The 23,191-nt window shown below is 43.0% G+C and carries 24 protein-coding genes; 7 read left to right on the top strand and 17 right to left on the bottom strand.

The window, feature by feature from the left end:
• Window positions 1-21: 21 nt before the first annotated feature.
• From EXT43_RS01425 to yjjG, 3 genes are read left to right on the top strand one after another with little or no spacing between them, the layout of a single operon-like run.
• A complete protein-coding gene (locus EXT43_RS01425; protein WP_054561042.1) occupies window positions 22-921 on the top strand; it encodes a phosphoribulokinase in 900 nt (299 codons plus the stop codon).
• A gap of 49 nt (window positions 922-970) precedes the next feature.
• Window positions 971-1,510: an inosine/xanthosine triphosphatase gene (gene yjjX / locus EXT43_RS01420; protein ID WP_054561043.1), complete on the top strand. Its 540-nt coding sequence runs from the start codon at window positions 971-973 to the stop codon at window positions 1,508-1,510.
• Between the two features lie 11 nt (window positions 1,511-1,521).
• Window positions 1,522-2,196, top strand: coding sequence for a pyrimidine 5'-nucleotidase (gene yjjG / locus EXT43_RS01415; protein WP_062566489.1), 675 nt, complete (start codon window positions 1,522-1,524; stop codon window positions 2,194-2,196).
• 71 nt (window positions 2,197-2,267) lie between these two features.
• Here yjjG and lpxC read toward each other — a convergent pair whose 3' ends face one another.
• The 16 genes from lpxC to mraZ form a co-directional block, all read right to left on the bottom strand.
• Window positions 2,268-3,179, bottom strand: a complete 912-nt coding sequence (gene lpxC / locus EXT43_RS01410) for a UDP-3-O-acyl-N-acetylglucosamine deacetylase (protein ID WP_036971181.1) — start codon at window positions 3,177-3,179, stop codon at window positions 2,268-2,270.
• Window positions 3,180-3,283: 104 nt separating this feature from the next.
• Window positions 3,284-4,531 carry a cell division protein FtsZ gene (ftsZ, locus tag EXT43_RS01405; RefSeq protein WP_054561045.1) on the bottom strand — a complete coding sequence of 416 codons (1,248 nt, stop codon included), beginning with the start codon at window positions 4,529-4,531 and terminating at the stop codon, window positions 3,284-3,286.
• Window positions 4,532-4,552: 21 nt separating this feature from the next.
• Complete coding sequence (gene ftsA / locus EXT43_RS01400; RefSeq protein WP_054552726.1) at window positions 4,553-5,785, bottom strand: cell division protein FtsA; 1,233 nt, start codon at window positions 5,783-5,785, stop codon at window positions 4,553-4,555.
• Window positions 5,782-6,561, bottom strand: a complete 780-nt coding sequence (locus tag EXT43_RS01395; RefSeq protein WP_054561046.1) for a cell division protein FtsQ/DivIB — start codon at window positions 6,559-6,561, stop codon at window positions 5,782-5,784. The genes ftsA and EXT43_RS01395 overlap by 4 nt, the downstream gene beginning before the upstream one ends.
• A gap of 1 nt (window position 6,562) precedes the next feature.
• Window positions 6,563-7,483, bottom strand: coding sequence for a D-alanine--D-alanine ligase (locus EXT43_RS01390; protein ID WP_054561047.1), 921 nt, complete (start codon window positions 7,481-7,483; stop codon window positions 6,563-6,565).
• Window positions 7,480-8,931, bottom strand: coding sequence for a UDP-N-acetylmuramate--L-alanine ligase (gene murC / locus EXT43_RS01385; RefSeq protein ID WP_062566490.1), 1,452 nt, complete (start codon window positions 8,929-8,931; stop codon window positions 7,480-7,482). The genes EXT43_RS01390 and murC overlap by 4 nt, the downstream gene beginning before the upstream one ends.
• A 2-nt stretch (window positions 8,932-8,933) precedes the next feature.
• A complete protein-coding gene (gene murG, locus EXT43_RS01380; RefSeq protein ID WP_130166199.1) occupies window positions 8,934-10,007 on the bottom strand; it encodes an undecaprenyldiphospho-muramoylpentapeptide beta-N-acetylglucosaminyltransferase in 1,074 nt (357 codons plus the stop codon).
• Window positions 10,004-11,179: a cell division protein FtsW gene (ftsW, locus tag EXT43_RS01375; RefSeq protein WP_054561050.1), complete on the bottom strand. Its 1,176-nt coding sequence runs from the start codon at window positions 11,177-11,179 to the stop codon at window positions 10,004-10,006. Before ftsW ends, murG begins: the two co-directional genes overlap by 4 nt.
• Window positions 11,176-12,501: a UDP-N-acetylmuramoyl-L-alanine--D-glutamate ligase gene (gene murD, locus EXT43_RS01370; protein WP_130166198.1), complete on the bottom strand. Its 1,326-nt coding sequence runs from the start codon at window positions 12,499-12,501 to the stop codon at window positions 11,176-11,178. The genes ftsW and murD overlap by 4 nt, the downstream gene beginning before the upstream one ends.
• Window positions 12,502-13,584 (bottom strand): phospho-N-acetylmuramoyl-pentapeptide-transferase, encoded by a 1,083-nt coding sequence (gene mraY / locus EXT43_RS01365; RefSeq protein ID WP_054552733.1) that lies wholly within the window; start codon window positions 13,582-13,584, stop codon window positions 12,502-12,504.
• On the bottom strand, window positions 13,578-14,966 hold the full coding sequence (gene murF, locus EXT43_RS01360) for a UDP-N-acetylmuramoyl-tripeptide--D-alanyl-D-alanine ligase (protein WP_062566493.1): 1,389 nt from the start codon (window positions 14,964-14,966) through the stop codon (window positions 13,578-13,580). The genes mraY and murF overlap by 7 nt, the downstream gene beginning before the upstream one ends.
• Window positions 14,963-16,441: a UDP-N-acetylmuramoyl-L-alanyl-D-glutamate--2,6-diaminopimelate ligase gene (gene murE, locus EXT43_RS01355; protein WP_062566494.1), complete on the bottom strand. Its 1,479-nt coding sequence runs from the start codon at window positions 16,439-16,441 to the stop codon at window positions 14,963-14,965. Before murE ends, murF begins: the two co-directional genes overlap by 4 nt.
• The gene (locus tag EXT43_RS01350; protein ID WP_062566495.1) at window positions 16,434-18,251 is read right to left on the bottom strand and encodes a penicillin-binding transpeptidase domain-containing protein; all 1,818 of its coding nucleotides are present in this window, start codon (window positions 18,249-18,251) and stop codon (window positions 16,434-16,436) included. Before EXT43_RS01350 ends, murE begins: the two co-directional genes overlap by 8 nt.
• Complete coding sequence (gene ftsL / locus EXT43_RS01345) at window positions 18,248-18,574, bottom strand: cell division protein FtsL (protein WP_054561056.1); 327 nt, start codon at window positions 18,572-18,574, stop codon at window positions 18,248-18,250. Before ftsL ends, EXT43_RS01350 begins: the two co-directional genes overlap by 4 nt.
• Window positions 18,574-19,509: a 16S rRNA (cytosine(1402)-N(4))-methyltransferase RsmH gene (gene rsmH, locus EXT43_RS01340; protein ID WP_130166197.1), complete on the bottom strand. Its 936-nt coding sequence runs from the start codon at window positions 19,507-19,509 to the stop codon at window positions 18,574-18,576. The genes ftsL and rsmH overlap by 1 nt, the downstream gene beginning before the upstream one ends.
• A gap of 30 nt (window positions 19,510-19,539) precedes the next feature.
• Window positions 19,540-19,998 carry a division/cell wall cluster transcriptional repressor MraZ gene (gene mraZ, locus EXT43_RS01335; protein ID WP_054552739.1) on the bottom strand — a complete coding sequence of 153 codons (459 nt, stop codon included), beginning with the start codon at window positions 19,996-19,998 and terminating at the stop codon, window positions 19,540-19,542.
• 460 nt (window positions 19,999-20,458) lie between these two features.
• Here mraZ and EXT43_RS01330 point away from each other — a divergent pair, with 460 nt between their 5' ends.
• From EXT43_RS01330 to EXT43_RS01315, 4 genes are all read left to right on the top strand, one after another.
• Window positions 20,459-20,800 carry a hypothetical protein gene (locus tag EXT43_RS01330; RefSeq protein ID WP_054561058.1) on the top strand — a complete coding sequence of 114 codons (342 nt, stop codon included), beginning with the start codon at window positions 20,459-20,461 and terminating at the stop codon, window positions 20,798-20,800.
• A gap of 5 nt (window positions 20,801-20,805) precedes the next feature.
• A complete protein-coding gene (locus EXT43_RS01325) occupies window positions 20,806-21,252 on the top strand; it encodes a hypothetical protein (protein WP_054561059.1) in 447 nt (148 codons plus the stop codon).
• Window positions 21,252-21,509: a hypothetical protein gene (locus tag EXT43_RS01320; RefSeq protein ID WP_054561060.1), complete on the top strand. Its 258-nt coding sequence runs from the start codon at window positions 21,252-21,254 to the stop codon at window positions 21,507-21,509. Before EXT43_RS01325 ends, EXT43_RS01320 begins: the two co-directional genes overlap by 1 nt.
• Before the next feature lie 89 nt (window positions 21,510-21,598).
• A complete protein-coding gene (locus tag EXT43_RS01315; RefSeq protein WP_130166196.1) occupies window positions 21,599-22,174 on the top strand; it encodes an AAA family ATPase in 576 nt (191 codons plus the stop codon).
• Window positions 22,175-22,214: 40 nt separating this feature from the next.
• Here EXT43_RS01315 and EXT43_RS01310 read toward each other — a convergent pair whose 3' ends face one another.
• Window positions 22,215-23,186, bottom strand: coding sequence for a glutathione S-transferase family protein (locus EXT43_RS01310; RefSeq protein ID WP_062566499.1), 972 nt, complete (start codon window positions 23,184-23,186; stop codon window positions 22,215-22,217).
• Window positions 23,187-23,191: the final 5 nt, after the last annotated feature.

The raw sequence follows: 23,191 nt of genomic DNA, 5'->3' as shown, positions 1-23,191 counted from the left end.
TCAACAATAACGAGAATAATTATGTCAGCTAAACACCCTATCATCGCTATTACCGGTTCATCTGGGGCGGGGACTACTACAACCACCAATGCGATTAAGCACATTTTTAGAAGCTTAAGCATTGATGCAGCCTTCATCGAAGGCGATAGCTTTCATCGTTATACACGTCCAGAAATGGATAAAAAAGTCCGTGAAGCACAACAAGAAGGCAAGCATATTAGCTACTTTGGCCGAGAAGCTAACGATTTTGGCGCCCTTGAGGAGCTTTTTTATCAATATGGCGAAACCGGGCAAGGTAAAATCAGACGCTACTTACATACTTTCGACGAAGCGGTCCCTTATAACCAATTACCGGGCACCTTTACCCCTTGGCAAGACTTAGAATCAAATACAGATATCTTATTCTATGAAGGTCTACATGGTGGTGCTGTCGATGAGAATCATGATGTTGCTAAGCATGTCGATTTATTGATTGGTATGGTGCCTATTATCAACCTTGAGTGGATCCAAAAGCTCATTCGTGACACCTCTGAACGAGGCCACTCTCGTGAAGCGGTAATGGGCTCTATTGTGCGCTCGATGGACGATTACATAAATCATATTACTCCGCAGTTTTCGCGTACTCATATTAACTTCCAGCGAGTGCCAACGGTTGATACCTCAAACCCATTCAGCGCAAAAGATATTCCTTCTTTAGACGAAAGCTTTGTTGTTATTCGCTTTCGTGGCATAGATGACGTCGATTTTCCGTACTATTTGAGCATGATTGAAGGCAGCTTTATGTCTCGTATCAATACCCTTGTGGTACCTGGAGGCAAAATGGGTTTAGCCATGGAGCTTGTGTTAACCCCATTGATCAAAGATATTATTTTGAAAAAACGCGCCCTTGAAAATTTAGCCCCGGTTGACTTGCCGATTTAACTCACTCGGGTACACTGCTGACTCTGGTGAAAACAATGGAGTCGTCGGCTTGAAACAAACTTTACGTGTTATTGTTGGTTCAAAGAACCCCGTTAAAATTAACGCGGCTAAACATGTCTTTAGTCTTTATTTCCCAAATCATACCATTGAATGCAAAGGTGAAGATGCACCTTCTGGTGTGCCTGATCAGCCGCTAGGCGAAGATGAAACCCGTATCGGCGCTGAAAACCGTGTTAAGTATTGCCAAGATCACTTTGACGCCGACTTTTATGCAGCAATGGAAGGCGGCGCAGAACAATTTAGTTATGGCGCTGCAACCTTTGCCTTTGTAGTGATTGCAAACAAGCAGCAATTTAGCGTTGGTCGCAGTAGCAACCTACCGTTACCGCAACCTTTTTACGATGCCTTGCTAGCTGGTAAAGAACTAGGTGATGTCATGGATGAGGCGTTCAATACCGTTAATATCAAACAACAAGGTGGTGCTATTGGCTTATTAACCAATCATCTTGCTACGCGCGAAAGTACTTATGTACAAGCGCTGACATTGGCCATGGCGCCATTTTCACACCCTACCCTATTCAACCAGTAATTAGGATAACCATGAAGTATAGCCACGTATTATTCGATGCAGATGAAACGCTATTTAGTTTTAATGCATTCGAAGGTTTAAAAGTGATGTTTGCACATTACGGCGTAGAATTTACTGAGTCAGATTATCATCATTACCAAGCAACCAATAAGCCGCTTTGGGTTGCTTATCAAAAGCATGAAATTACCGCCAGCGAGCTACAGATAACTCGCTTTACAGAATGGGCTAATAGACTCGATGTGCCAGCAAAAGAGCTTAACGATGGCTTCTTGGATGCTATGGCCTCTATTTGTGTGCCATTACCTGGTGCAGTTGACTTGCTTACAAAGTTAAAACCACACGCCAAGCTAGGCATTATTACCAATGGGTTTGCTAAGTTACAACAAAAACGCCTAGGTCACACCGGTTTACAGGATATGTTCGATTGGCTGGTTATTTCAGAGTTAGTCGGTAAAGCAAAACCTGCCCCAGAGATTTTTCAACATACATTTCAATTAATGGGGAATCCGCCAAAAGAACAGATTTTAATGGTAGGCGATACAGCTGCCAGCGATATTTTAGGTGGTCACAATGTGGGTATCGACACGTGTTGGTTACAACACCCGGGAGTTGAGCTACCAGAGGATATTAAACCAACTTATCAAATCAATCAGTTGGTCGAGCTTGAAGCTATTCTAGGCTTATGATTCTTGATAATAGTTTGGCAAAAAAAATGACGCTTAAAGCGTCATTTTTTATAACTGTAATATGCTTGCGATTAAGCTGTCGCTACTTCTAGGCCTGGTGCTGGCATAGTCACTGGGGTATCGAATGTTGCCCATTCCCATGCTGACTCAGTCGCCATAATTTTACGAAGTAGTTTATTGTTTAAATCATGGCCTGATTTATAAGCCGTGATTTTACCTAGAATGTTGTGGCCTGTCATAAACATATCGCCCACACAGTCTAAGATCTTGTGTTTAACAAACTCATCGCTGTAACGTAAGCCGTTTGGATTTAGTACTTTAAACTCATCCAATACAACTGCGTTATCCATGCTACCACCTAATGCTAGGTTGTTAGCGTGCATATACTCGATATCTTTCATAAAGCCGAAAGTACGTGCGCGGCTGATTTCTTCAGTGAAGCTTTGTGCCGTGATATCTAAACCGATACGTTGGCGGCTTTCATTGATTGCTGGGTGATCAAACGCAATTTCAAAATCGATGTGGAAACCATCGTATGGTTCGATCTCAGCCCATTTATCGCCTTCTTCAATGCGTACTTTTTCTTTAATACGAATAAAGCGCTTAGCTGCATTTACTTCTTTAATGCCGCCTTTTTGTAACAAATAGATGAATGGTAATGCACTACCATCCATAATTGGTACTTCTGAGCTGTCTAATTCAACAATTAGATTATCAATACCCATTGCCGCTACCGCCGCAATAAGGTGCTCAGTCGTTGATAAGCGAACGCCATCTTTGTTTGTTAAACAGGTACACAGTTGCGTATCACCAACGGCTTCTGGTGTTGTTTCAAAATCAACAACCGGATCAAGGTCTACGCGACGAAATACTATCCCAGTATTTGCGCTCGCAGGTCGGAGAGTAATAGTGACCTTCTCACCTTTATGAAGTCCAATTCCTATGGCTTTGACTACTTCTGCAATCGTACGCTGTTTAATCATAGGTTCGCTCACTTATAGTTACAGTTAGACGGCGAATTGTATCATAAATACATCCAGCTGCCAATTTGTTTATTTATCGAACAAAATAACCAGTAAAAGTCTATTTAGTCAGCTTGCTTTCTAAGAAAAGCAGGGATATCGAAATAATCTCCCCCTTCTGACTTATCAGATTTTTTGCTGCTCTCAGTGCTGCTAGATACTGAGCTGCTCGTTGTACTTTGTTGTACTGGCTCTTGCTTTTCAGACGCTGATGACATGCTTACATCATCGCTGCTACCTTGACTTGCAAAGCTTGGTACATACATGCTGCTAGTTGTTTGGTTCATTGAGCTTTGTACATCAGAACCTGATGCTTTCTTAAAGCCATTATCAACAATACCAAACTGTGGACGACGATCGCCGCCTAAACCTGTTGCAACAACCGTTACACGTAACTCGTCGCTCATTTCAGGGTCAATTACCGCACCCACAACCACTGTTGCGTTTTCTGACGCAAGTGCTTTAACGTGGTTACCAACAATTTCAAATTCTTCAATCGCAATATCCATACCTGCAGTGATATTAACTAGGATACCTTTAGCACCTGTTAAATCGACATCTTCAAGTAGTGGGCTTGAGATAGCCGCTTCTGCAGCTTCTTGTGCACGGTCAGGACCAGACGCAGATGCTGTACCCATCATCGCAGTACCCATCGCTGACATAACAGTACGTACGTCGGCGAAATCCACGTTGATTAGACCTGAACGTGTGATTAGCTCTGCAATACCTTGTACCGCACCAAATAACACGTCATTCGCTTTTGCGAAGGCATCTAACAGTGTAGTGCCTTTGCCTAAAACTTTAAGCAATTTATTGTTCGGAATTGTAATAAGTGAGTCTACAGTTTCTGACAATTCATTAATGCCTTGTTCAGCAGCTGCAGCACGCTTTTTACCTTCAAAGTCAAACGGGCGCGTTACAACAGCAACCGTTAAAATGCCTAACTCTTTAGCAATTTTAGCAACCACTGGCGCAGCACCTGTACCAGTACCACCGCCCATACCAGCTGCGATGAACACCATGTCAGCGCCTTCAAGGCTGGCACGGATAGTCTCAGCATCTTCTTCAGCAGAGTTACGACCCACTTCAGGGTTAGCACCCGCACCTAGACCAGAGGTGATTTGTGTACCTAGCTGTACAGTTACATCTGCTGATGAATTACGTAATGCTTGTGCATCCGTATTCGCAGCAATGAAACGTACGCCTTCAATTTGTTGTTTTACCATGTGCTCAACAGCGTTACCGCCGCCACCGCCCACGCCAATTACTTTAATGACAGCTTCTTCGCTGTGCTGTTCCATCATATCAAACATGTTTACTCTCCGACTTGAGTCTTAAAACTCACCTTGGAACCACTTAGTAATACGGTTCCACCAATTATTATCACCTTCAGCTTTCGACTTTTGTGCATTCATCGATTGCATTGTACGGCCGTATTGTAACAAACCAACCGCGGTCGCGTACGAAGGATCATCTACATAATCTGTCAAACCAACAATCCCGATTGGTTTGCCAATTCTGACTGGCATTTGGAAAATGTCTTCTGCCACTTCCATTGCACCCGTCATTTTTGCTGTTCCGCCAGTAATGACGAGACCTGCAGCAATTTGGTCTTCAAAACCTGAGCGGCGTATTTCTTCCATCGCCAACTCGAATAATTCTCTAAAACGTGGCTCAACAACCTCAGCTAAAGTATGGCGCGACATAATACGCGCAGGTCGGCCACCAACACTCGGTACTTCAATTGTGTCTTCGTTGCTTGCCATTTGGCTACTCGCACACGCATATTGTACTTTGAGTGACTCAGCATGTGATATAGGTGTTCTAAATATTTTTGCAATATCACCAGTCACTTGGTTACCCGCCACTGGAATAACCGCTGAATGACGAAGCGCACCATTAATATAAATGGTGATATCCATGGTGCCCCCACCGATATCTAACACGGCTACACCGAGCTCTTTTTCGTCATCTGTGAGTACTGAATAACATGATGCCAGTGCAGTAAAGATCAACTGATCCACTTCAAGGCCACAACGCTCAACACATTTCTCGATATTCTTTGCCATATCGTTTGAGCAAGTAATGATGTGCGCGCGAGCTTCCATACGCACACCGCTCATGCCAAGTGGGTTTTTAATCCCTTCTTGCATATCGATGCTGTATTCTTGTGGCAATGCATGTAGCATTTTCCGTTCTGCCGAAATAGGCACTGAACGAGCAATATGAATGACATTTTCAATATCTTCGTCAGTCACTTCCGTGTTGTTAATTGCCACTACACCGCTTTCATTTTGGCACTGGATATGTTTTCCAGAAATACCTAAATAAACAGAGCTAATACGACAATCAGCCATCAACTCAGCTTCATCTATAGCTCGACGAATCGATTCAGAAACAAGGTTAAGGTCGTTAACGCCGCCTTTATCCATACCATGCGATACTTGGCTGCCAACACCCACAATGCTTAGTTTGTTATCTGCGGTGATTTCACCAACGGTGGCCACAACTTTCGATGTGCCAACGTCTAATCCAATCACTAGGTTTCTTTCTGCTGACTTGGTCATGCCTTACTCTTATTTTCTAATTGTTCTTCTTGCACTGGCTTCCAGCTCACTGCAAGACCGGTATCATACCGTAAATCAACAACATCGATTTGTGCATCTGCACGTTGTTCCATGCGCGGATACACGTCAATAAAACGCTGTACACGCTTTGCTTTTTCTTTGCGGCCTAAGTTCAGGCGAATGCCGTTATCAAGCCATAACTGCCACGAAAAGCGCTCAGAAAGCGCTAAACTGGTCAGCTCTAAGTTATTCACTTTGAGCATTTCTTGAAATTGACTAAAAGCAGTCCAAGCCTCGATTTCACTGCCTTCTGGGCCATATAGCTGTGGCAAGCTTGTAGGTAATTTATCACTACTTGCTTGGAACACTTCGCCAGCTTGGTTTAACAGTAAGTCACTGTTCCAATGCGCTACAGCTTGATGCTCAACAACATATACTTGCAAGGTATCTGGCCATTGCTTTCTGACCGATGCCGTTGCTACCCACGGCAAGCCTTGTACTAAGCGTTGCACATGTTTTACGTCTAATTCAAAAAAACTCGATAAGTCGGCTTTTTTTATTGCACCAATAATTGCTTTCTCATCAGTATATTGGGGTTGCCCAAGTACTGATAAGTGCTTTATTTGTGCGTCTTTGTTCTCTACCAACCAATCTGAGACGCCTGTAGTGATTTTTACTAATGCAAAAATCACTACTAGAAAAAAGCTCACACCAAAAATCAACGACCAATTTAGCTGCTGTTTTAATTGTTGCGCTTTTTCTAAAAAAGGATGCATATTAAAGGGTTTGCTCCAAAATGCGAACAACTAATTGCTCAAAGCTTGCACCATTAGCTTTTGCTGCCATTGGTACTAAAGACTTTTCTGTCATGCCTGGTACCGTATTTACTTCTAATAAGTAAAAGTTACCTTGTTGATCACGCATTGCATCAACACGACCCCAACCACTTGCACCGACTAAATCAAACGCTTTTAATGCCATATCTTGCAACAATTCAGTTTCTTGCACAGATATATCTGCAGGGCAATGATACTGAGTTGTATTCGATTGATACTTAGCTTGATAGTCATAAAAACCATTTGGCGTCGTCATCTCAATGACAGGCTGAACATCTTGCCCGAGTACAGCAACAGTAAATTCACGGCCAGTGATCCATTGCTCAACAAGCACTTGGCTATCAAACTTAAATGCAGCGTTAAGCGCAGCATCGAGTTGCTCCGCACTGTTTGCTTCTGCCATTCCAATGCTTGAACCTTCATGTGACGGTTTCACCATCACTTTACCAAATTCATTAATAATCGCTTGGCTATCAAACTCATGGCGGCTATCAACAACAGCATAAGGTGCAGTGCTCAGCCCCATTGCTTTAAATAAATGCTTACAACGTACTTTATCCATCGCAAGCGCAGAACCTAAAACATCACTGCCTGTATATGGAATACCCATAAACTCAAGTGCACCTTGAATAGTGCCATCTTCACCACCACGACCATGAAGGGCAATGAATACACGTTCAATGTTTAATTCTTTTAATTGCCATAACGGCTGATCTTTCGGATCAAAAGCAATGGCATCAACGCCAGCACTTTGCAAAGCATTCAATACAGCTTGGCCTGATTTAAGAGATACTTCTCTTTCGGCAGATGTGCCGCCGAAAAGTACCGCTACTTTGCCAAATTTGTCACTTAACTGGCTCATACGTTTACCTGCTTTAGTTGTTCAATAGACAACTCGGTTGCTGCTAACTTTTTCACTAACTGGCCTATGTTACCAGCGCCTTGTGTTAAAACTAAATCATTATCTTGCAGTGTACTGGCAAGGACACCAGCAAGCTCAGAGTTACTAGCAACATGTAATGGCTCTTTACCACGCTGGCGTAAACTACGACATAAACTCTTGCTGTCGGCTCCCACGATTGGCTCTTCACCCGCTGAATACACATCTAGCAGTAATAACTGATCAACATCAGCCAGTACTTTGACAAAGTCTTCGTATAAATCACGGGTTCGACTATAACGGTGCGGCTGATAAATCATCACTAAACGTTTATCTGGCCACCCTTCACGAACCGCCGCAATCGTCGCCGCAACTTCTGATGGGTGATGACCATAATCATCAACTAACATGACATTGCCGCGCTCATTTTCAAAGCTTCCGTAATGCTGAAAACGACGACCCACCCCTTCAAATTTTGTTAGCGCTTCTAAAATTGCATGGTTAGCGATGTTTTGATCTTTAGCGACCGCAATCGCTGCAGTCGCGTTAAGCGCATTGTGCTTACCCGGCATATTAAGCGTAACTGCTAGGCTTTCACCTTGCTTATTTACAACATTAAATGAACAAGTATTCGCTGTTTGGCTAAAATCAACCATGCGGTAATCAGCTTCTGCCGACTCACCATAGGTAATAACAGGACGCCCAAAACGAGGGATCAGCTCTGCCGCAACCTCAGAATCAATACACACCACAGCTAAACCATAAAACGGTAAGTTATGAATGAAATCAACATAGGTGTCTTTCATTTTTTCTAAGCTACCGCCATACGTATCCATGTGATCTTCTTCAATATTCGTGATCACAGATACCATAGGCTGTAAATGTAAGAATGACGCATCGCTCTCATCAGCTTCTGCAATTAAAAAGTCACTTTTACCGACCTTGGCATTACTACCAGCACTGTTTAGCAAGCCACCAATAATAAAGGTTGGATCAAGGCCTGCTTGTGCATAAATACTCGCGATTAAACTCGTGGTTGTTGTTTTACCATGAGTGCCTGCCACTGCAATACCGTGGCGAAAACGCATTAATTCAGCCAACATTTCTGCGCGGCGAACAATAGGAATACGCGCCGCTTTTGCTGCTTTAATCTCAGGGTTTTGCTCGTTAATCGCACTTGATACCACCACCACGCTGGCATCTTTTACATTGTTTTCATCATGACCAATAAATACTTCTGCACCCACTTTAATTAAGCGCTCAGTCATCGCACTGTGCGCAATGTCTGAACCTGTGATGCGGTAGCCTTCAAAAGCAAGTACTTCGGCAATACCACCCATGCCTGCGCCACCAATACCCACAAAGTGGATAGTGTCGATACGACGCATCGCAGGACGAGTGTTGTTTTCTTTCATCGTGCTTTCTTTCACTACTAATCTCTTCTATCTGCTAGTTGCTCACAGCGTTTTGCAACATTGGCTGTGGCATCTAAAATAGCAAGCTGTTTTGCTTTACTTGCCATTGTTGAAATTTTTTCTGGTGCATTTACGTAAGGCGTTAATAACTCAACAACCGCCGCTTGGTTAAACTCACTTTGCTGCATAATCAACGCTGCTTGCTCAGTCACTAAATACTTTGCATTGGCAGTTTGATGGTCATCTACAGCATGCGGAAAAGGCACAAATAAGGCCATTCTTCCTGCCGCCGCAATCTCACTCACCGTTAATGCACCAGCACGGCAAATTACCAAATCGGCCCATTGATATGCACTATCCATATCATCAATAAATTCAGCAACTTTACTATTTTCAGTTAATCCTAACTGTTGATAGCTGGCAGTCACATTCGGTTCATTATTTTTACCCGTTTGGTGCCATATATTAAGCGTTGTTAGCGCTGAAAGCTCACTGAATACAGCAGGCAAAGTCTCATTTAGTACCTGTGCACCAAGTGAACCGCCTACCACCAGCACATTAATTGGTGTCGTTGTTTGCTTAGCAGTGACATTAGCGACACTTGCTCTGACTGGGTTACCCACTACTTCACATTGTTCTTTTGCAAAAGCCGATGGAAAAGCTGCCAGCACTTTGTTGGCAAACTTCGCTAGCCAGCGGTTACTCATGCCTGCAACGGCATTTTGCTCATGAATAACCAAAGGAATTCCTAAGCTCTTTGCTGCAATTCCAGTAGGTCCGGTCACATAGCCACCCATAGCAAGAACAACATCAGGCTTTTGAGCTTTTAAAATTTTACGTGCTTGAAAAATCGCATTCATCACCATAAAAGGTGCTTTAATCAGGCGTTTAATTCCATTTCCGCGTACACCTTTTACATTGACAAAATCAATCTCAATGTTGTGCTTAGGTACTACCGTTGCTTCCATTCTGTCAGGCGTGCCAATCCAGCTAACTTGCCAGCCTTGCTGTTTTAAAAAGTCAGCCACGGCAATACCTGGAAAAATATGGCCACCGGTACCACCTGCAACAACAAGTAATTTTTTACTCATCGTTTACCTCCACGTGAGGTTGCCTGCTTAGTCGCCATCTTTGTTTCAAAATCTATTCGCAAAAGTACACCTGTTGCTATGGTCATAATTAATAAGCTAGAGCCACCGTACGAAATAAACGGTAGTGTTAAGCCTTTGGTTGGCAAAATGCCCGCACTTGCACCAACATTTACCATGGTTTGAAACGCAAACCAGATACCAATAGCAAAGGCAAAATAGCCTTCGTATTCTTTGCCACATTGCAGCGCTTTTTGGCCAATTAAAAGGGCTCTGAATACAAATACAGCAAGTACAATCAAAATACTAAATACGCCAAAAAAGCCGAGCTCTTCACCAATCACTGCAAAGATAAAGTCATTATGTGCCTCTGGCAGGTATTGCAGTTTTTGTACACTATTACCTAAACCTTGACCAAACCAACCACCTTGGCTGTAGGCCATTAGCGATTGTACTAACTGATAACCTTTACCAAACGGATCTTCCCACGGTTCTAAAAAGCCTGTAACACGAGCCATACGATATGGTTCAGCGATAATTAGCACTACCACTGCAGCAATACCCGTTAAGATAAGGCCAAAAAACTGCCATAACTTAGCACCTGCTAAAAATAACAAACCAACTGTCGTCACAAACAATACAACTACAGTTCCTAAGTCTGGCTGCATCAAAATCAAAAACGCATACACACCAAATACGGCTAATGGCTTAAAGAAACCTTTTAAGTTCTCTTGTACTTCTTCACGTTTACGCACTAAGTAACCAGCAATGTAGCTAAAGAAATACAGTTTGGCGGCTTCAGCAACCTGAAAGCCCACAGGGCCAATAGGTATCCAACGCTTTGCACCGTTCACTTCACGGCCAACAATCAGCACCAAAACCAGCAAACCTAAACCCAGCAACAATAAATAGGCGTTACTGCGCTTCCACCAATCCATAGGCACGTTAGTGGCAATCCAAAACAAGAAAAAGCCCATAATTAAGAACATGCCATGGCGAATGATAATGTGATACGGATTATCAAATAATCGCTCTGCTGTTGGCATAGAGGCACTGGTTACCATCACAAAGCCAACGCCAATCAGCATCAACATGCAATACAATAACGGCACATCATAAAGCTGTGGCGATTGCTTAGGTGTTAATGCTTCACGGATGTCAGCAAATGCAATCATACCGCCTCCGCCAATACGCACTGAGCAAAGTCATCACCACGTTGCATGTAATTGTTATACATATCAATGCTGGCACATGCAGGTGCTAATAAAACGATATCGCCACTGCTGCTTAACTGTTTTGCTAGTTGCACAGCTTCATGCATGTTGGTGGTTAGGTGACCTTTTTCAGTCAGAGCCACTAACGCTTTAGCATCTTTACCAAAACAAACAAGCGCTTTTACTTTGTTGTTTAAGTATGGCTTTAGGGCATCTAAATCAGCCCCTTTTGCATCACCACCGGCAATCACAACTAATTGCTTTGCTTGACCTGCTAAGCTTTCAATCGCAGCGATAGTTGCACCTACATTGGTCGCTTTTGAATCGTTAAAGTATTTTACTTCATTAATTTCAGCAACAAACTGGCAACGGTGTGCAAGCCCAGTAAAAGCACTAAACGCTTGCTGGTAATGCTCTTTAGCAATATCAAACGGGCTCAGTAATGCCATCACCGCGAGCGCGTTTTGTTGATTGTGCGAGCCAACAACATTTAAACAGCTTGCTGGTAACACCGGCTTACCGTGTGCTGCAAAGTATTGCTCACCTTGATATTCAACCAAGGCAAAATCTGCATTAGCGAGCGCAAAGCTCACTTGGGGCTGCTTTGCAGTATGCGTTGCCACATCAATGGCATTAACTACCGCAAGCTCAGAGCCGTTATAAATACTTTGCTTAGAGTCAATGTATGCTTGGTAGCTTGGATAACGATCGAGGTGATCTTCGCTCACATTCAATACACAGGCACTTTTTGCTTTTAAGCTGTGTGTGGTATCAAGCTGAAAGCTCGACAGTTCAAGTACATACACATCATAGTCTTGCGATAGTAAATCAAGTACCGCAGTACCAATGTTGCCACCAAGGCCAACTTTATAACCGGCCGCTTTAAGTACTTCAAACGCCAATGTAACTACAGTCGACTTACCATTTGAACCAGTCACCGCAAAAATTGGTTTATCGGTTAATCGGGCAAAAAGCTCAACGTCACCAATCACTTCAACACCAGCATCAATCGCTTTTGCTACAGCAGGTGTCGCGAGGCTTAGACCTGGGCTGATGATAATAATGTCATTGCTGGCTAAGTCTGCCTGCTCTAAATCACCAAAGTGAGTCGTTAACTCACTGGCATGCTCATTTAGCCAATCAGCACCCGGCGGCGCTGTGCGGCTATCAACAACAATTGGCTTAATATTCTGAGATAATAAAAAACGCACAATGCCCAGACCGGTTACACCGAGTCCGAGCACTGAAATTTGTTTATTTTTAATCTCGTTAATAACTGTCATTTACCTGATCTTTAATGTCGCAAGGCCAGCAAGTACTAGCACGATTGAAATAATCCAAAAGCGCACAATTACGCGCGGCTCAGGCCAACCCTTTAATTCATAATGGTGGTGAATAGGCGCCATTCTAAAAATACGTTGACCACGTAATTTGTAAGAGCCCACTTGTAAAATCACCGACAATGCTTCCATTACAAACACACCACCCATGATGATAAGTACCAGTTCCTGACGAACCAGCACCGCAATAATACCCAAAGCACCGCCGAGTGCTAATGAGCCTACATCACCCATAAATACCTGTGCTGGGTAGGTGTTAAACCATAAGAAACCAAGTCCAGCTCCCACAATTGCTGTACACACAACCACAAGCTCACTGGCGAGTGGCAAATGCGGAATATGTAGGTAGCTTGAGAAATTAACGTTACCTGTTAAATAAGCAATAATGGCAAGCGCTGCCGCCACTAAAATGGTTGGCACAATCGCTAAACCATCAAGGCCATCTGTTAGGTTTACCGCGTTCGACGTACCTACAATTACAAAGTAAGTCATCACGATATAAAACAATCCTAGCTGTGGTAACACGTCTTTGAAAAACGGCACAACTAATGAGGTTTCGCTGCCTTGCTGCGAGGTAAAATAAAGCGCACTGGCAACCACTAACGCAATCACTGATTGCCAAAAGTATTTCCACTTAGCGATTAAGCCTTTAGGGTCTTTGCGGATCACTTTACGGTAGTCATCAATAAAACCAACTACACCTAACGAGCCCACAACAAATAAGGTTGCCCAAACATATTTATTTGAAAGGTCTGCCCACAGTAATGTGCTGGTAAAAATCGCTCCTAAAATCAAAATACCGCCCATAGTTGGCGTGCCTTTTTTAGATAGGTGTGACTCTGGACCATCGTGACGAACCACCTGACCAATCTGCATTTTTTGTAATGCACGAATTAGCTTAGGGCCAAAATAAAGTGAAATAAGTAGTGCTGTTAAAATACCTAAAATCGCGCGCAGCGTTAGGTAAGAAAAAACATTAAAACCACTGTAATACTGTGTTAAATACTCGGCCAGCCAAACTAACATGACGATACTCCATTGTTGCCATTTTGCTGGCTATTTACTAAATCTGTGACCACAAGCTCCATACGAGAACTGCGCGAACCTTTTACAACAACTGTGGTTTTTTGCGTCGATTGAGCAAGTTCACTTTGTAATTGTTGTAATAATTGTTCACGGCTTGAGAAGTGGCGGTTTGGCTTTTCAAATACATCACTGGCTGACTTGCTTAAAACACCTAAGCTGTATAGCTCATCAATGCCTTTTTGCTGTGCATACTCACCGACTTGTTGATGATAAAAACGCGCTTCTTCACCAAGCTCACCCATATCACCTAACGCAAAAATACGACGCCCTGGCATATCACTTAATAAATCAATTGCCGCCTTAACCGATTGCACATTCGCGTTGTAGGTATCATCAATAACCGTCAATGTGTCTGACACTTTAAGGACGTTTACACGACCTTTAACTTCACCCATGGTTGCCAGCGCCGATGCAACACTTTCGAGGCTTACACCCAGCTCAGTGGTTAACGCGGTGGCTATTAATGCATTTGCAATATTATGTTTGCCCGGTAGTGCCAGTGTGACAGGTACTTTTTTATCTTTATTACAAAGCACAAAAGAAGCACGGGCTTGCTCATCAAGCACCACATCTTCTGCCCAATAATCTAATTGTTGGTTAGTAGAAAAACGTTTTACGTTGCGATCAGTTAATTTATCAAGCCAAAAATCGGCATAATCACTGTCGCAATTAACTACGGCAACACCATCAGGCTTTAAGCCGTCATAGATTTCGCCTTTGGCCGTTGCTACACCTTGTAGTGAGCCAAAGCCTTCTAAGTGAGAAGCTGCAACATTACATACCACAGCAACATCAGGTTTCGTCATTGCAACGGTGTATGCAATTTCACCAATGTGGTTGGCACCTAACTCAATCACCGCATATTGGTGCTGTGGCTCAAGACGTAATAACGTCAGTGGCACACCAATGTCATTATTAAAGTTGCCTTTTGTGGCCAGTACTTCACCGTGGCCTGATAAAATCGCCGCACACATTTCTTTAACGGTCGTTTTACCCACGCTACCTGTAATAGCGATTGTTTTTGGTGCAACCTGTGCCATCACAGCCGCGCCAATTTGGCCAAGCGCAATACGTGTATCACTGACCACAAACTGCACAATATCGACGTTAACAGGACGCGCTACGATGGCAGCTATCGCGCCTTTTTCTTTTGCTTGCGCAACAAATTTATGACCATCAAAATTAGGCCCTTGTAGGGCTAAAAACACTTCACCGTCGCACAAAGTACGGGTGTCAGTGTTAATATTTTTTACCGTTTGATTACCACCTTGGTAATCGGTTGCTAGAACTTTAGCTAGCCAATCAAAATCCATAGGGATCATAACTGCGCCCCTTGCGATTTTTCTTTTAATTGTTGTTGTACATATTGACGATCGCAGAAGTCAATTCGTTGGTCGCCAATAATTTGATAGTCTTCGTGGCCTTTGCCCGCAATTAGAATGACATCATCAGCACCTGCTTGCGCAATGGCATAACTAATAGCCTGCGCGCGGTCTGCTTCACAATGTGCGCGTTCAGGCTGCTCAAGCCCTGCAATCACATCAGCAATAATTGCGTCTGGGTCTTCACTTCTTGGGTTATCACTGGTGACAATAATACGGTCTGCATTAGCTTCAGCAGCTTTTGCCATCATCGGGCGTTTGCCTTTGTCTCTGTCGCCACCACAGCCAAACACACAGCTGACGCCACCTGGAACATGCTTTTGCAATGCTTGTAATGCTAGTGCTAACGCATCAGGAGTATGGGCATAGTCAACAATACAAGTCGGTTGACCTGGCGCACTAAATGCCTGCATGCGCCCAGCAACAGGCTGCAATGATTTACACCCTTCAACGAGTAAATCAAGTGGGTAACCCATACCTAATAAAGTAGCCATTGCAGCGGCTAAATTATATAAGTTGAACTCGCCAAACAGTGTGCAATTAACTTCAGCCTGTCCCCAACTGGTATCGAACTTCGCCGATATACCGGTGTTATCATAGGTTACATCGCTGAAATAAACAAAACGCGCATTTTTAGGCGTTAGGTTTTTATGGCCGTAACAAATTAGGTTATTGAAGTCGTATTTTTCTAACCATGCTTCAACTTGCGCATCATCTTGATTAAGCACCACAAGCTCAGGCATATGGTCACGCATTAACATCAACTTCGCATCACCGTAGGCATCCATCGTGCCATGATAATCTAAGTGGTCACGCGAAAGGTTAGTAAACACAGCGGCTTTAAATTTACACTGATCAACACGTTGCTGAACTAAGCCATGAGATGAGACTTCCATAGCCACAACATCATGCTGTTCTGTTACAAGTTCAGATAAAATACGCTGTAAATCGACGCTCGATGGTGTGGTGTTTGCAAGCTCAGTCAGGTTATCAGGGTGCCCATAACCGAGCGTACCAATCACAGCCGCACGTTTATGACAATGCTGTGCTAAATGCGCGATCATCGCTGTGGTCGTTGACTTGCCATTGGTGCCTGTCACACCCACTAAATCCAACTGCTTTGATGGTTGCTGGTAAAAAGCAGCTGCAAGTGCAGGCAGCTTTTTCGCTAAATCGGTAACTAAATAAAGTGGTTCAAACTCACTTTCGAACTCACATAAACGGTCAGCAATAACTGCCACCGCACCATTTTCAATGGCTTTTTCAATAAACTGTCCGCCATCAAGCTGATGACCTTTTATAGCGACAAATACATCGCCAGCTTTTACATCTCGACTATCAAGACGTAGTTGATTAACCAATAAACTATTGGCCTCAACATCAATTTGATTAAGAATCGGTTTTAAATCACGCATCGTTATCTTTGCCTTCTACGTACGCAACCGCATCTTTATCCGGTGCGACGTTTAGAATTCTTAAAGCATTGGAGACAATCTCTGCAAATGCAGGACCTGCCGTCGCACCGCCGTAATAAACATCTCCACCAGGCTCATTAATCAATACTACTACCGCTAAACGCGGGTTGCTTGCAGGTGCAATACCGGCAAAATAACCAACATACTCATCACCGTAACCACCAACAGCCGCTTTTTTAGAAGTACCTGTTTTACCTGCAGCACGATAACCATCAACATGAACTTTTTGAGCAGTACCACCTTTCTCAAACACGCTTTCCATCATGTGAACAACAGCTTCAACATCTTTTTGTTGAAAAATACGTTCGCCTTCAGGTACCGACTCTTGTTTAAGTACAGTCAATGGACGCATAACACCGCCTGAACCTAACATGGCATAAAAACGCGCCATTTGTGCGGTACTTACTGCTAAGTTGTAACCAAATGATAGTGCAGCAATTTCATGATCAGACCAGCGGCGATTTGGATAAAATAAACCACTGCTTTCGCCAACCATGCCCGTGCCACTGTCGCTGCCAAAACCAACTTTTTGATAAAGACCAACAAAGTAATCTTTTGGTAGCTCTTGGCTGACCTTAGTCACACCCATATTGCTTGAATATTTTAAGATCTCTCTTAAAGTCATCTCACCATGATTACGAGTATCTTGCACAAGGCTACCACCTACTCGCATCCAGCCAGGGTAAGTATCAACAATTGAATCCGGTTGAATTACGCCGTAGTCTAAACCAGCTAAAATGGCTAGCGGCTTAACAGTTGAGCCTGGCTCAAACAAATCGGTGATAGCACGGTTACGACGCTTATGCGGCGCAGCATCTGATAAGTTATTTGGGTTAAACGATGGGCTATTTACCATAGCCAACACTTCACCGGTTTTAACATCCACAACCATGGCTGAACCTGAGGTCGCTTTGTACGATAACACCGCTGATTTCACTGCCTTATAAGCAATTGCTTGAATACGTTGGTCTATACTTAAATGAATACTCTCTGGCTCTACACGCTCGCGCTCATCAAGAACTTCTACTTCACGGCCTTGCGCATCTTTACGAATAGTACGCTGACCTTCAACACCGGTTAAAGCTTTTTCATAAAGCTTTTCGATCCCCTCAATACCATGACCATCTATGTTAGTAAAACCAATAACATGAGCTGTCACTTCACCGGCAGGGTAATAACGTTTTGACTCATCAAGTAAGTGGATACCTGGTAAACGAAGATCACCAATATAGTTAGCAACAGCAGGGGTAACCTGACGTTTTAAGTAGACAAAACGACGCTTTGGATTATCACGAAGACGAGAGTTAATTTTGCTTGGTTCAATACGTAATACATCCGCAAGTTCACGCCAGCGAATATCATTATTGTAATAAGCGGCAATACGTTTATCTAACTCAACAGTGTTTTCAGCAAGCGCTTGTTGATCTTCACCATTTTTACGTGCTTGACGCAGTACCTTGCTGATCAGTGATTTATGTAGTGCCTTAGGATCGGCATACACACTCACCACAGGCACGCTGACTGCCAACTCTTTACCATTGCGATCGAAGATCATACCTCGCTGCACATGTTGTTTTTCAACTCGCACAGTACGTTTATCACTTTCTGAACGCGCTTTATCTGGCTCAATGACCTGTAAAAAAGCGGCACGCGCAACCAGCGTCATAAAGACTAGCAACACCACTGAGCACACGAGCAAAAAGCGCCATGTTATCAAGGTATTCGTTGGCTTTTTCCCTCTGCTTCTCATTGCAGTACCACCACCTGTTCGTCTTGGCTAGTTGGCCGTTTCATTTCTAATTGCATGGTTGCGACTTCTTCAATACGCGCATGCTGCGAATAAAATTCTTCTTCTACAAGCAAGTAACGCCACTCAAGATCAAGTTCATCGCGCTCTTGCAATAATTTATCTTGTTCAATCAATTGTTGACGCGCTAGGTGCGTCACTTGAACCACACTTAAGCTCGAAGCAAGGATCACAACCAACAAGGCCAAGGTCAGCTTATTAGCTCCTAGGCCTTTAAAAATCTCTACAAATAAATTGGGTTGGCGATGTGTCGCTTTAGCTTTCATTACAACCTCTGAGCAACCCTTAACACAGAACTACGTGAACGCGGGTTAGCTTCTATTTCCGCCTTACTCGGCTTAATGGCTTTACCCACTGCCTTTAACGTCAGGTTTTTGTTTATTTGTGCGTCCGTCAAAGGCAGACCTCTGGGTATCGCCTCTCCCTTACTCTGTTTTTTTATAAATTGCTTAACAATGCGATCTTCTAACGAGTGGAACGAAATAACGACTAAACGTCCACCTGGTTTTAAAACGTCAACAGCGGCTTGCAGTGCAGTTTGAATTTCTTCAAGTTCACTGTTGATATAAATACGGATCGCTTGGAATGTACGTGTAGCCGGGTGTTTGTGTTTATCTTTCACTGGCACCGCTTCATCGACTAAGTCAGCAAGCTGCTTTGTGCTTGTGATAGCAGTGTGTTCACGTGTTTCAATTATTTTATGAGCGATACGGCGGCCAAACTTTTCTTCGCCGTAGGTTTTAATCACATGAGTGATATCTTCAAGTTCAGCTTCAGCGAGCCATTGTGCAGCACTGCGACCACTGGTTGGGTCCATGCGCATATCAAGCGGGCCATCTTTCATAAAGCTAAAACCGCGTTCAGCATCATCAAGCTGTGGCGAAGAGACACCGATATCTAACAAAATACCGTCAACTTTACCGATTAAATCGTTATCTTCGGCAACTGTTTTAAGGTTTGAAAAACGAGTGTGGGCAATCGAAAAACGTGCATCATCAGCAAACTTTTCAGCGGCTTTAATAGCTTGTGGATCTTGGTCAATTGCTTGTAAACGACCTTGCTCACTTAAACGCGCAAGAATTTGTCCAGAGTGCCCACCGCGACCAAATGTGCCATCCATGTAAATGCCTTCGGGTTTAATATCCAAAGCATCTATGGTTTCGTCCATCAGTACAGAGACATGTTCAAATTGCGCTGTCATTAGCTATTTTTTGCCTTTTTATTATTGTGGTTAGAGTGAGAAATTATCGAACTCAGGATTCGCCTCAAAATCGCCTAGGCGTTCAATTTCAGTATCTTGGCGCATTTGTTCATGCCAACGATCTTCATCCCAAATTTCAAACTTGTTCATCAAGCCAACCAACATGATTTTCTTTCCAAGTTCTGCATGTGCGCGTAACGACGGCGCCAGCAAAATTCGGCCATTTTTATCTAGTTGATACTCTGTAGCGTTACCGAGCAGCATACGTTGCATACGGCGAGCGCGTGGATTCATGTTCGAAATTTTTAATAATCGTTCTTCAATTTCGAGCCATTCTGCTAGCGGGTATAACCACAAACAAGGTTCATTTAAGGCCACGGTGCAGATAACCGTTCCCTGATCTTCAGACAAGATCGCATCTCGGTACTTAGTCGGTACCGCAAAGCGTCCTTTATCATCCAAACTCAGAGAGCTCGCACCCCGAAACATAACTTGCCTTAAAAATAGGTTGTTAATCGTTAATGATTATTTCCGATCCAGTTTGATCCACTAAAAACCACTTTTTACCACAGTGCTCCAGTTTAGGGCTTGACAAGCCATTTTGTCAAGTAAGCAGATCATCATAAGCGCCTTGTGAAGCCAGAAAAAATAAGGCCTCAAGCAAAGCCTATGAATTACGTGGGAAAAAGTGGAAAACATCGAAAAAAAATATTTTTTCAATTTTCTTGGCGATGTATTAGGGAAAAATGGTTAATGAATAACCAATGAATAATTACAAAATTATCGAATGTTGTAATTTTTACTTAATCACCCTGCAAGAGTTACGAATGTTCTCCCTCCAATGGCTGATTAAAAATTATAACGCATTGAAAAAGTTAATTTTTATTATTTGGTATGAAGGTTGCGATAGGTTAGCTACCAATTAAATGGCAATTTTTAAGGAATGATTATGACTACCGCAACTTCTAAATCGAACTCAAGCACAGAAACTAATAGCAGTGCAAACTCGAACGCGGCTCAAGTAGAGGCGCCATTCACAGAAAAAGCAACTGAAGCAGCACATCACGCTGTTGATGCACTTTCAACTCGTGCAGCAAGTGCTGAACATAGTGTTCGCCAAGGCGCATCGAGCTCTGCTCAAACGCTTTCTGAAAAGCAAGCAGTAGCACGCGCTAAAATTAATGAGTACAGTGGTAAAACTCGTAAGCTTGCATCAGAAAACCCACTTGCAACAGCAGGTATTGCCTTTGCTGCAGGCATGTTAGTAACTGCTCTTATTCGTCGTAAGTAATTGTTATGCAGTCTTCTCAATCTACAGATGAGAAAACGCAAGATGCCACTGAACAGCCGTTAAACGCTGATCAGTGGCAAGATCATCTTGCTAAATTATCTGATTACGGCAAACAGCTATACATTGACTACCGTGAACAAACTGGAACTTGTAAAAAGCTTGCAGCTGCTGAGTGGCGCTTATCAACACGTTCACTCGCCTTAACGATCATCCTACTCGTCTGTTTTGCAGGCGGCTTGGTGCTACTTTGGGCTGGTCTACTTGCTACTGTCGGTATCGCAATATTTAGCTTTAGCCAATCATTGTGGTTAGCCGCTATTTCATTGATTGCATTACAACTGCTATGCCTTGCATGGCTTTGGAAAAATATTGGTTATGTAAGTAGTAAGATAGGCTTTGATCACACGCTAAAAAGCGTTCGTCAATTATTTAATATTAATAAGGATGAATGATGTTAATTGATTATTTTATTAATAAACCACAGCACAGAGTGACTGAACTAAGCCAACAAATGGATCTACAAGATGAGCTTAAACGTCAACACCATCAAGCATTCAAATACCGTTTAAAACGCTTTGCAGTAAGTAAAGTAGGTATTGCCAGTGCCTTCACTGCGGGAATGGGCTACGAAGCACTTAATAACTCAGACCACAAAGACGGTAAATTGAAACAAGTCAGCCGCTTCAGCTGGTTACTGCGTTTGTTGTGATCTTTATCATGTAATGTTTGCTTTTTACTTCTCTTTGCCACCTATTTTCATTACCTTAAACACAAACGAGCAATTTGTGAGAATGTAAGGTGAAAAAAAGGATTGTATTAACAGGCGGCCCTGGCGGTGGTAAAACAACAGCCATCGATCTATTAAGACGTGAATTTTCTAATCAAATTGTTGTTGTACCAGAGTCTGCGACCATGCTGTTCAGCGGTGGTATAGAACGTGGTGATGCAACTCACCTCATTAAAGCTCACCAACAAGCTATCTTCAGCTTACAAAAACACCTTGAACATATTCAGCGAACCATGCACCCAGATCGTTTAATGCTTTGCGATCGTGGTAGTTTAGATGGGCTTGCCTATTGGCCCGGTGAGCAAGATGAGTTTTTTCAGTGTTTAAACACCAGCCTAGAAATCGAACTTAACCAGTATGATGCAGTGATCTTTTTTGAAACAGCTGCTAAGTCTGGGCAAAGTATTCATTCTAATAACCCTGTTAGAAACGAATCTGATCAGCAAGCTATTTTGCTTGATGACAAACTGCAAGCTGTTTGGTCACAGCACCCTAACTTTAATTTAGTGAAAAGTTCAGAGTCATTTATTCAAAAGGTGATGTTTGGCATCGACACTATCCGCAAGGTCATGGATAGTTATAACTAACAGCTTAATCAGTCATTAAACTGTTAGTTATCAGAATCTATTAACCACGATTATGTGGTCGAGCGTAGTCTATATCAGGCCCTTTTGGCACAACTTGAGTTGGGTTGATCATGGTGTGGCTAAAATAGTAATGACGTTTTATATGATAAAAATCAACGGTCTTACTTACACCTTCAATTTGATATAACTCACGTAAATAGTTGCTGATCGCCGGATAGCTCTCAATAGTACGCAAATTACATTTAAAGTGGCCCACATAAACACTGTCGAAGCGAATTAAAGTGGTAAATAAACGCCAGTCGGCCTCAGTCAATGTCTCACCCACTAAATAACGATTAGCTGTTAAGCGTTGCTCAATCTTATCTAGAGCAGCAAAGAGATCATCAAAGGCTTCCGTGTAAGCTTCTTGCGTTGTCGCAAAGCCTGCACGATACACCCCATTATTAATGTTGTGATAAACAAACTCATTAACTTCATCAATTTCAGAACGTAACGATTGCGGATAAAAGTCGCGTTCATTACCTGTTAGGGCATTAAACGCGCTATTAAACATTCTGATAATCTCAGCAGATTCGTTGCTAACAATACGCTGCGTTTTTTTATCCCAAAGCACGGGAACCGTAACACGACCTGAATAATCGGCTTTGTTACGCGTATAAATTTGATGCATAAATTCGCTATCGAAAAGTGCATCACCGGTGCTGTGATTGTCTTTATCAAAGGTCCAGCCATGCTCTAGCATGTCAGGACTTACAACCGACACACTGATATAATCTTCAAGGCCTTTTAAATGGCGAAAAATCAAAGTGCGATGAGCCCAAGGGCAAGCTAAAGAGACATAAAGATGGTAACGATCTTTCTCAGCTTTAAAGCCCGCATCACCACTTTGCCCTGCACTGCCATCTTCGGTAACCCAGTTACGTAACTGAGCTGCCTCACGTTTGAACTCACCTTGATTGTTATCGGTGTCGTACCATTTATCTTGCCATTGGCCATTTACTAGTAATCCCACAATAA

Origin of the sequence: Pseudoalteromonas sp. CO109Y (assembly GCF_004208935.1) — a bacterium.
GTDB classification, from domain to species: Bacteria; Pseudomonadota; Gammaproteobacteria; order Enterobacterales; family Alteromonadaceae; genus Pseudoalteromonas; species Pseudoalteromonas shioyasakiensis.
The sequence above is the reverse complement of the archived record's forward strand: the minus strand, read 5'-3'. Positions and strand labels throughout refer to the sequence as shown.

Bases quoted from the DNA above. Each gene is read 5' to 3' on its own strand.
- EXT43_RS01425 (WP_054561042.1), top strand. From the start codon at position 22: ATGTCAGCTAAACACCCTATCATCGCTATTACCGGTTCATCTGGGGCG.
- yjjG (WP_062566489.1), top strand. From the start codon at position 1,522: ATGAAGTATAGCCACGTATTATTCGATGCAGATGAAACGCTATTTAGT.
- lpxC (WP_036971181.1), bottom strand. From the start codon at position 3,179: ATGATTAAACAGCGTACGATTGCAGAAGTAGTCAAAGCCATAGGAATT.
- ftsZ (WP_054561045.1), bottom strand. From the start codon at position 4,531: ATGTTTGATATGATGGAACAGCACAGCGAAGAAGCTGTCATTAAAGTA.
- ftsA (WP_054552726.1), bottom strand. From the start codon at position 5,785: ATGACCAAGTCAGCAGAAAGAAACCTAGTGATTGGATTAGACGTTGGC.
- EXT43_RS01395 (WP_054561046.1), bottom strand. From the start codon at position 6,561: ATGCATCCTTTTTTAGAAAAAGCGCAACAATTAAAACAGCAGCTAAAT.
- EXT43_RS01390 (WP_054561047.1), bottom strand. From the start codon at position 7,483: ATGAGCCAGTTAAGTGACAAATTTGGCAAAGTAGCGGTACTTTTCGGC.
- murG (WP_130166199.1), bottom strand. From the start codon at position 10,007: ATGAGTAAAAAATTACTTGTTGTTGCAGGTGGTACCGGTGGCCATATT.
- ftsW (WP_054561050.1), bottom strand. From the start codon at position 11,179: ATGATTGCATTTGCTGACATCCGTGAAGCATTAACACCTAAGCAATCG.
- murD (WP_130166198.1), bottom strand. From the start codon at position 12,501: ATGACAGTTATTAACGAGATTAAAAATAAACAAATTTCAGTGCTCGGA.
- mraY (WP_054552733.1), bottom strand. From the start codon at position 13,584: ATGTTAGTTTGGCTGGCCGAGTATTTAACACAGTATTACAGTGGTTTT.
- murF (WP_062566493.1), bottom strand. From the start codon at position 14,966: ATGATCCCTATGGATTTTGATTGGCTAGCTAAAGTTCTAGCAACCGAT.
- murE (WP_062566494.1), bottom strand. From the start codon at position 16,441: ATGCGTGATTTAAAACCGATTCTTAATCAAATTGATGTTGAGGCCAAT.
- EXT43_RS01350 (WP_062566495.1), bottom strand. From the start codon at position 18,251: ATGAGAAGCAGAGGGAAAAAGCCAACGAATACCTTGATAACATGGCGC.
- ftsL (WP_054561056.1), bottom strand. From the start codon at position 18,574: ATGAAAGCTAAAGCGACACATCGCCAACCCAATTTATTTGTAGAGATT.
- rsmH (WP_130166197.1), bottom strand. From the start codon at position 19,509: ATGACAGCGCAATTTGAACATGTCTCTGTACTGATGGACGAAACCATA.
- mraZ (WP_054552739.1), bottom strand. From the start codon at position 19,998: ATGTTTCGGGGTGCGAGCTCTCTGAGTTTGGATGATAAAGGACGCTTT.
- EXT43_RS01330 (WP_054561058.1), top strand. From the start codon at position 20,459: ATGACTACCGCAACTTCTAAATCGAACTCAAGCACAGAAACTAATAGC.
- EXT43_RS01325 (WP_054561059.1), top strand. From the start codon at position 20,806: ATGCAGTCTTCTCAATCTACAGATGAGAAAACGCAAGATGCCACTGAA.
- EXT43_RS01320 (WP_054561060.1), top strand. From the start codon at position 21,252: ATGTTAATTGATTATTTTATTAATAAACCACAGCACAGAGTGACTGAA.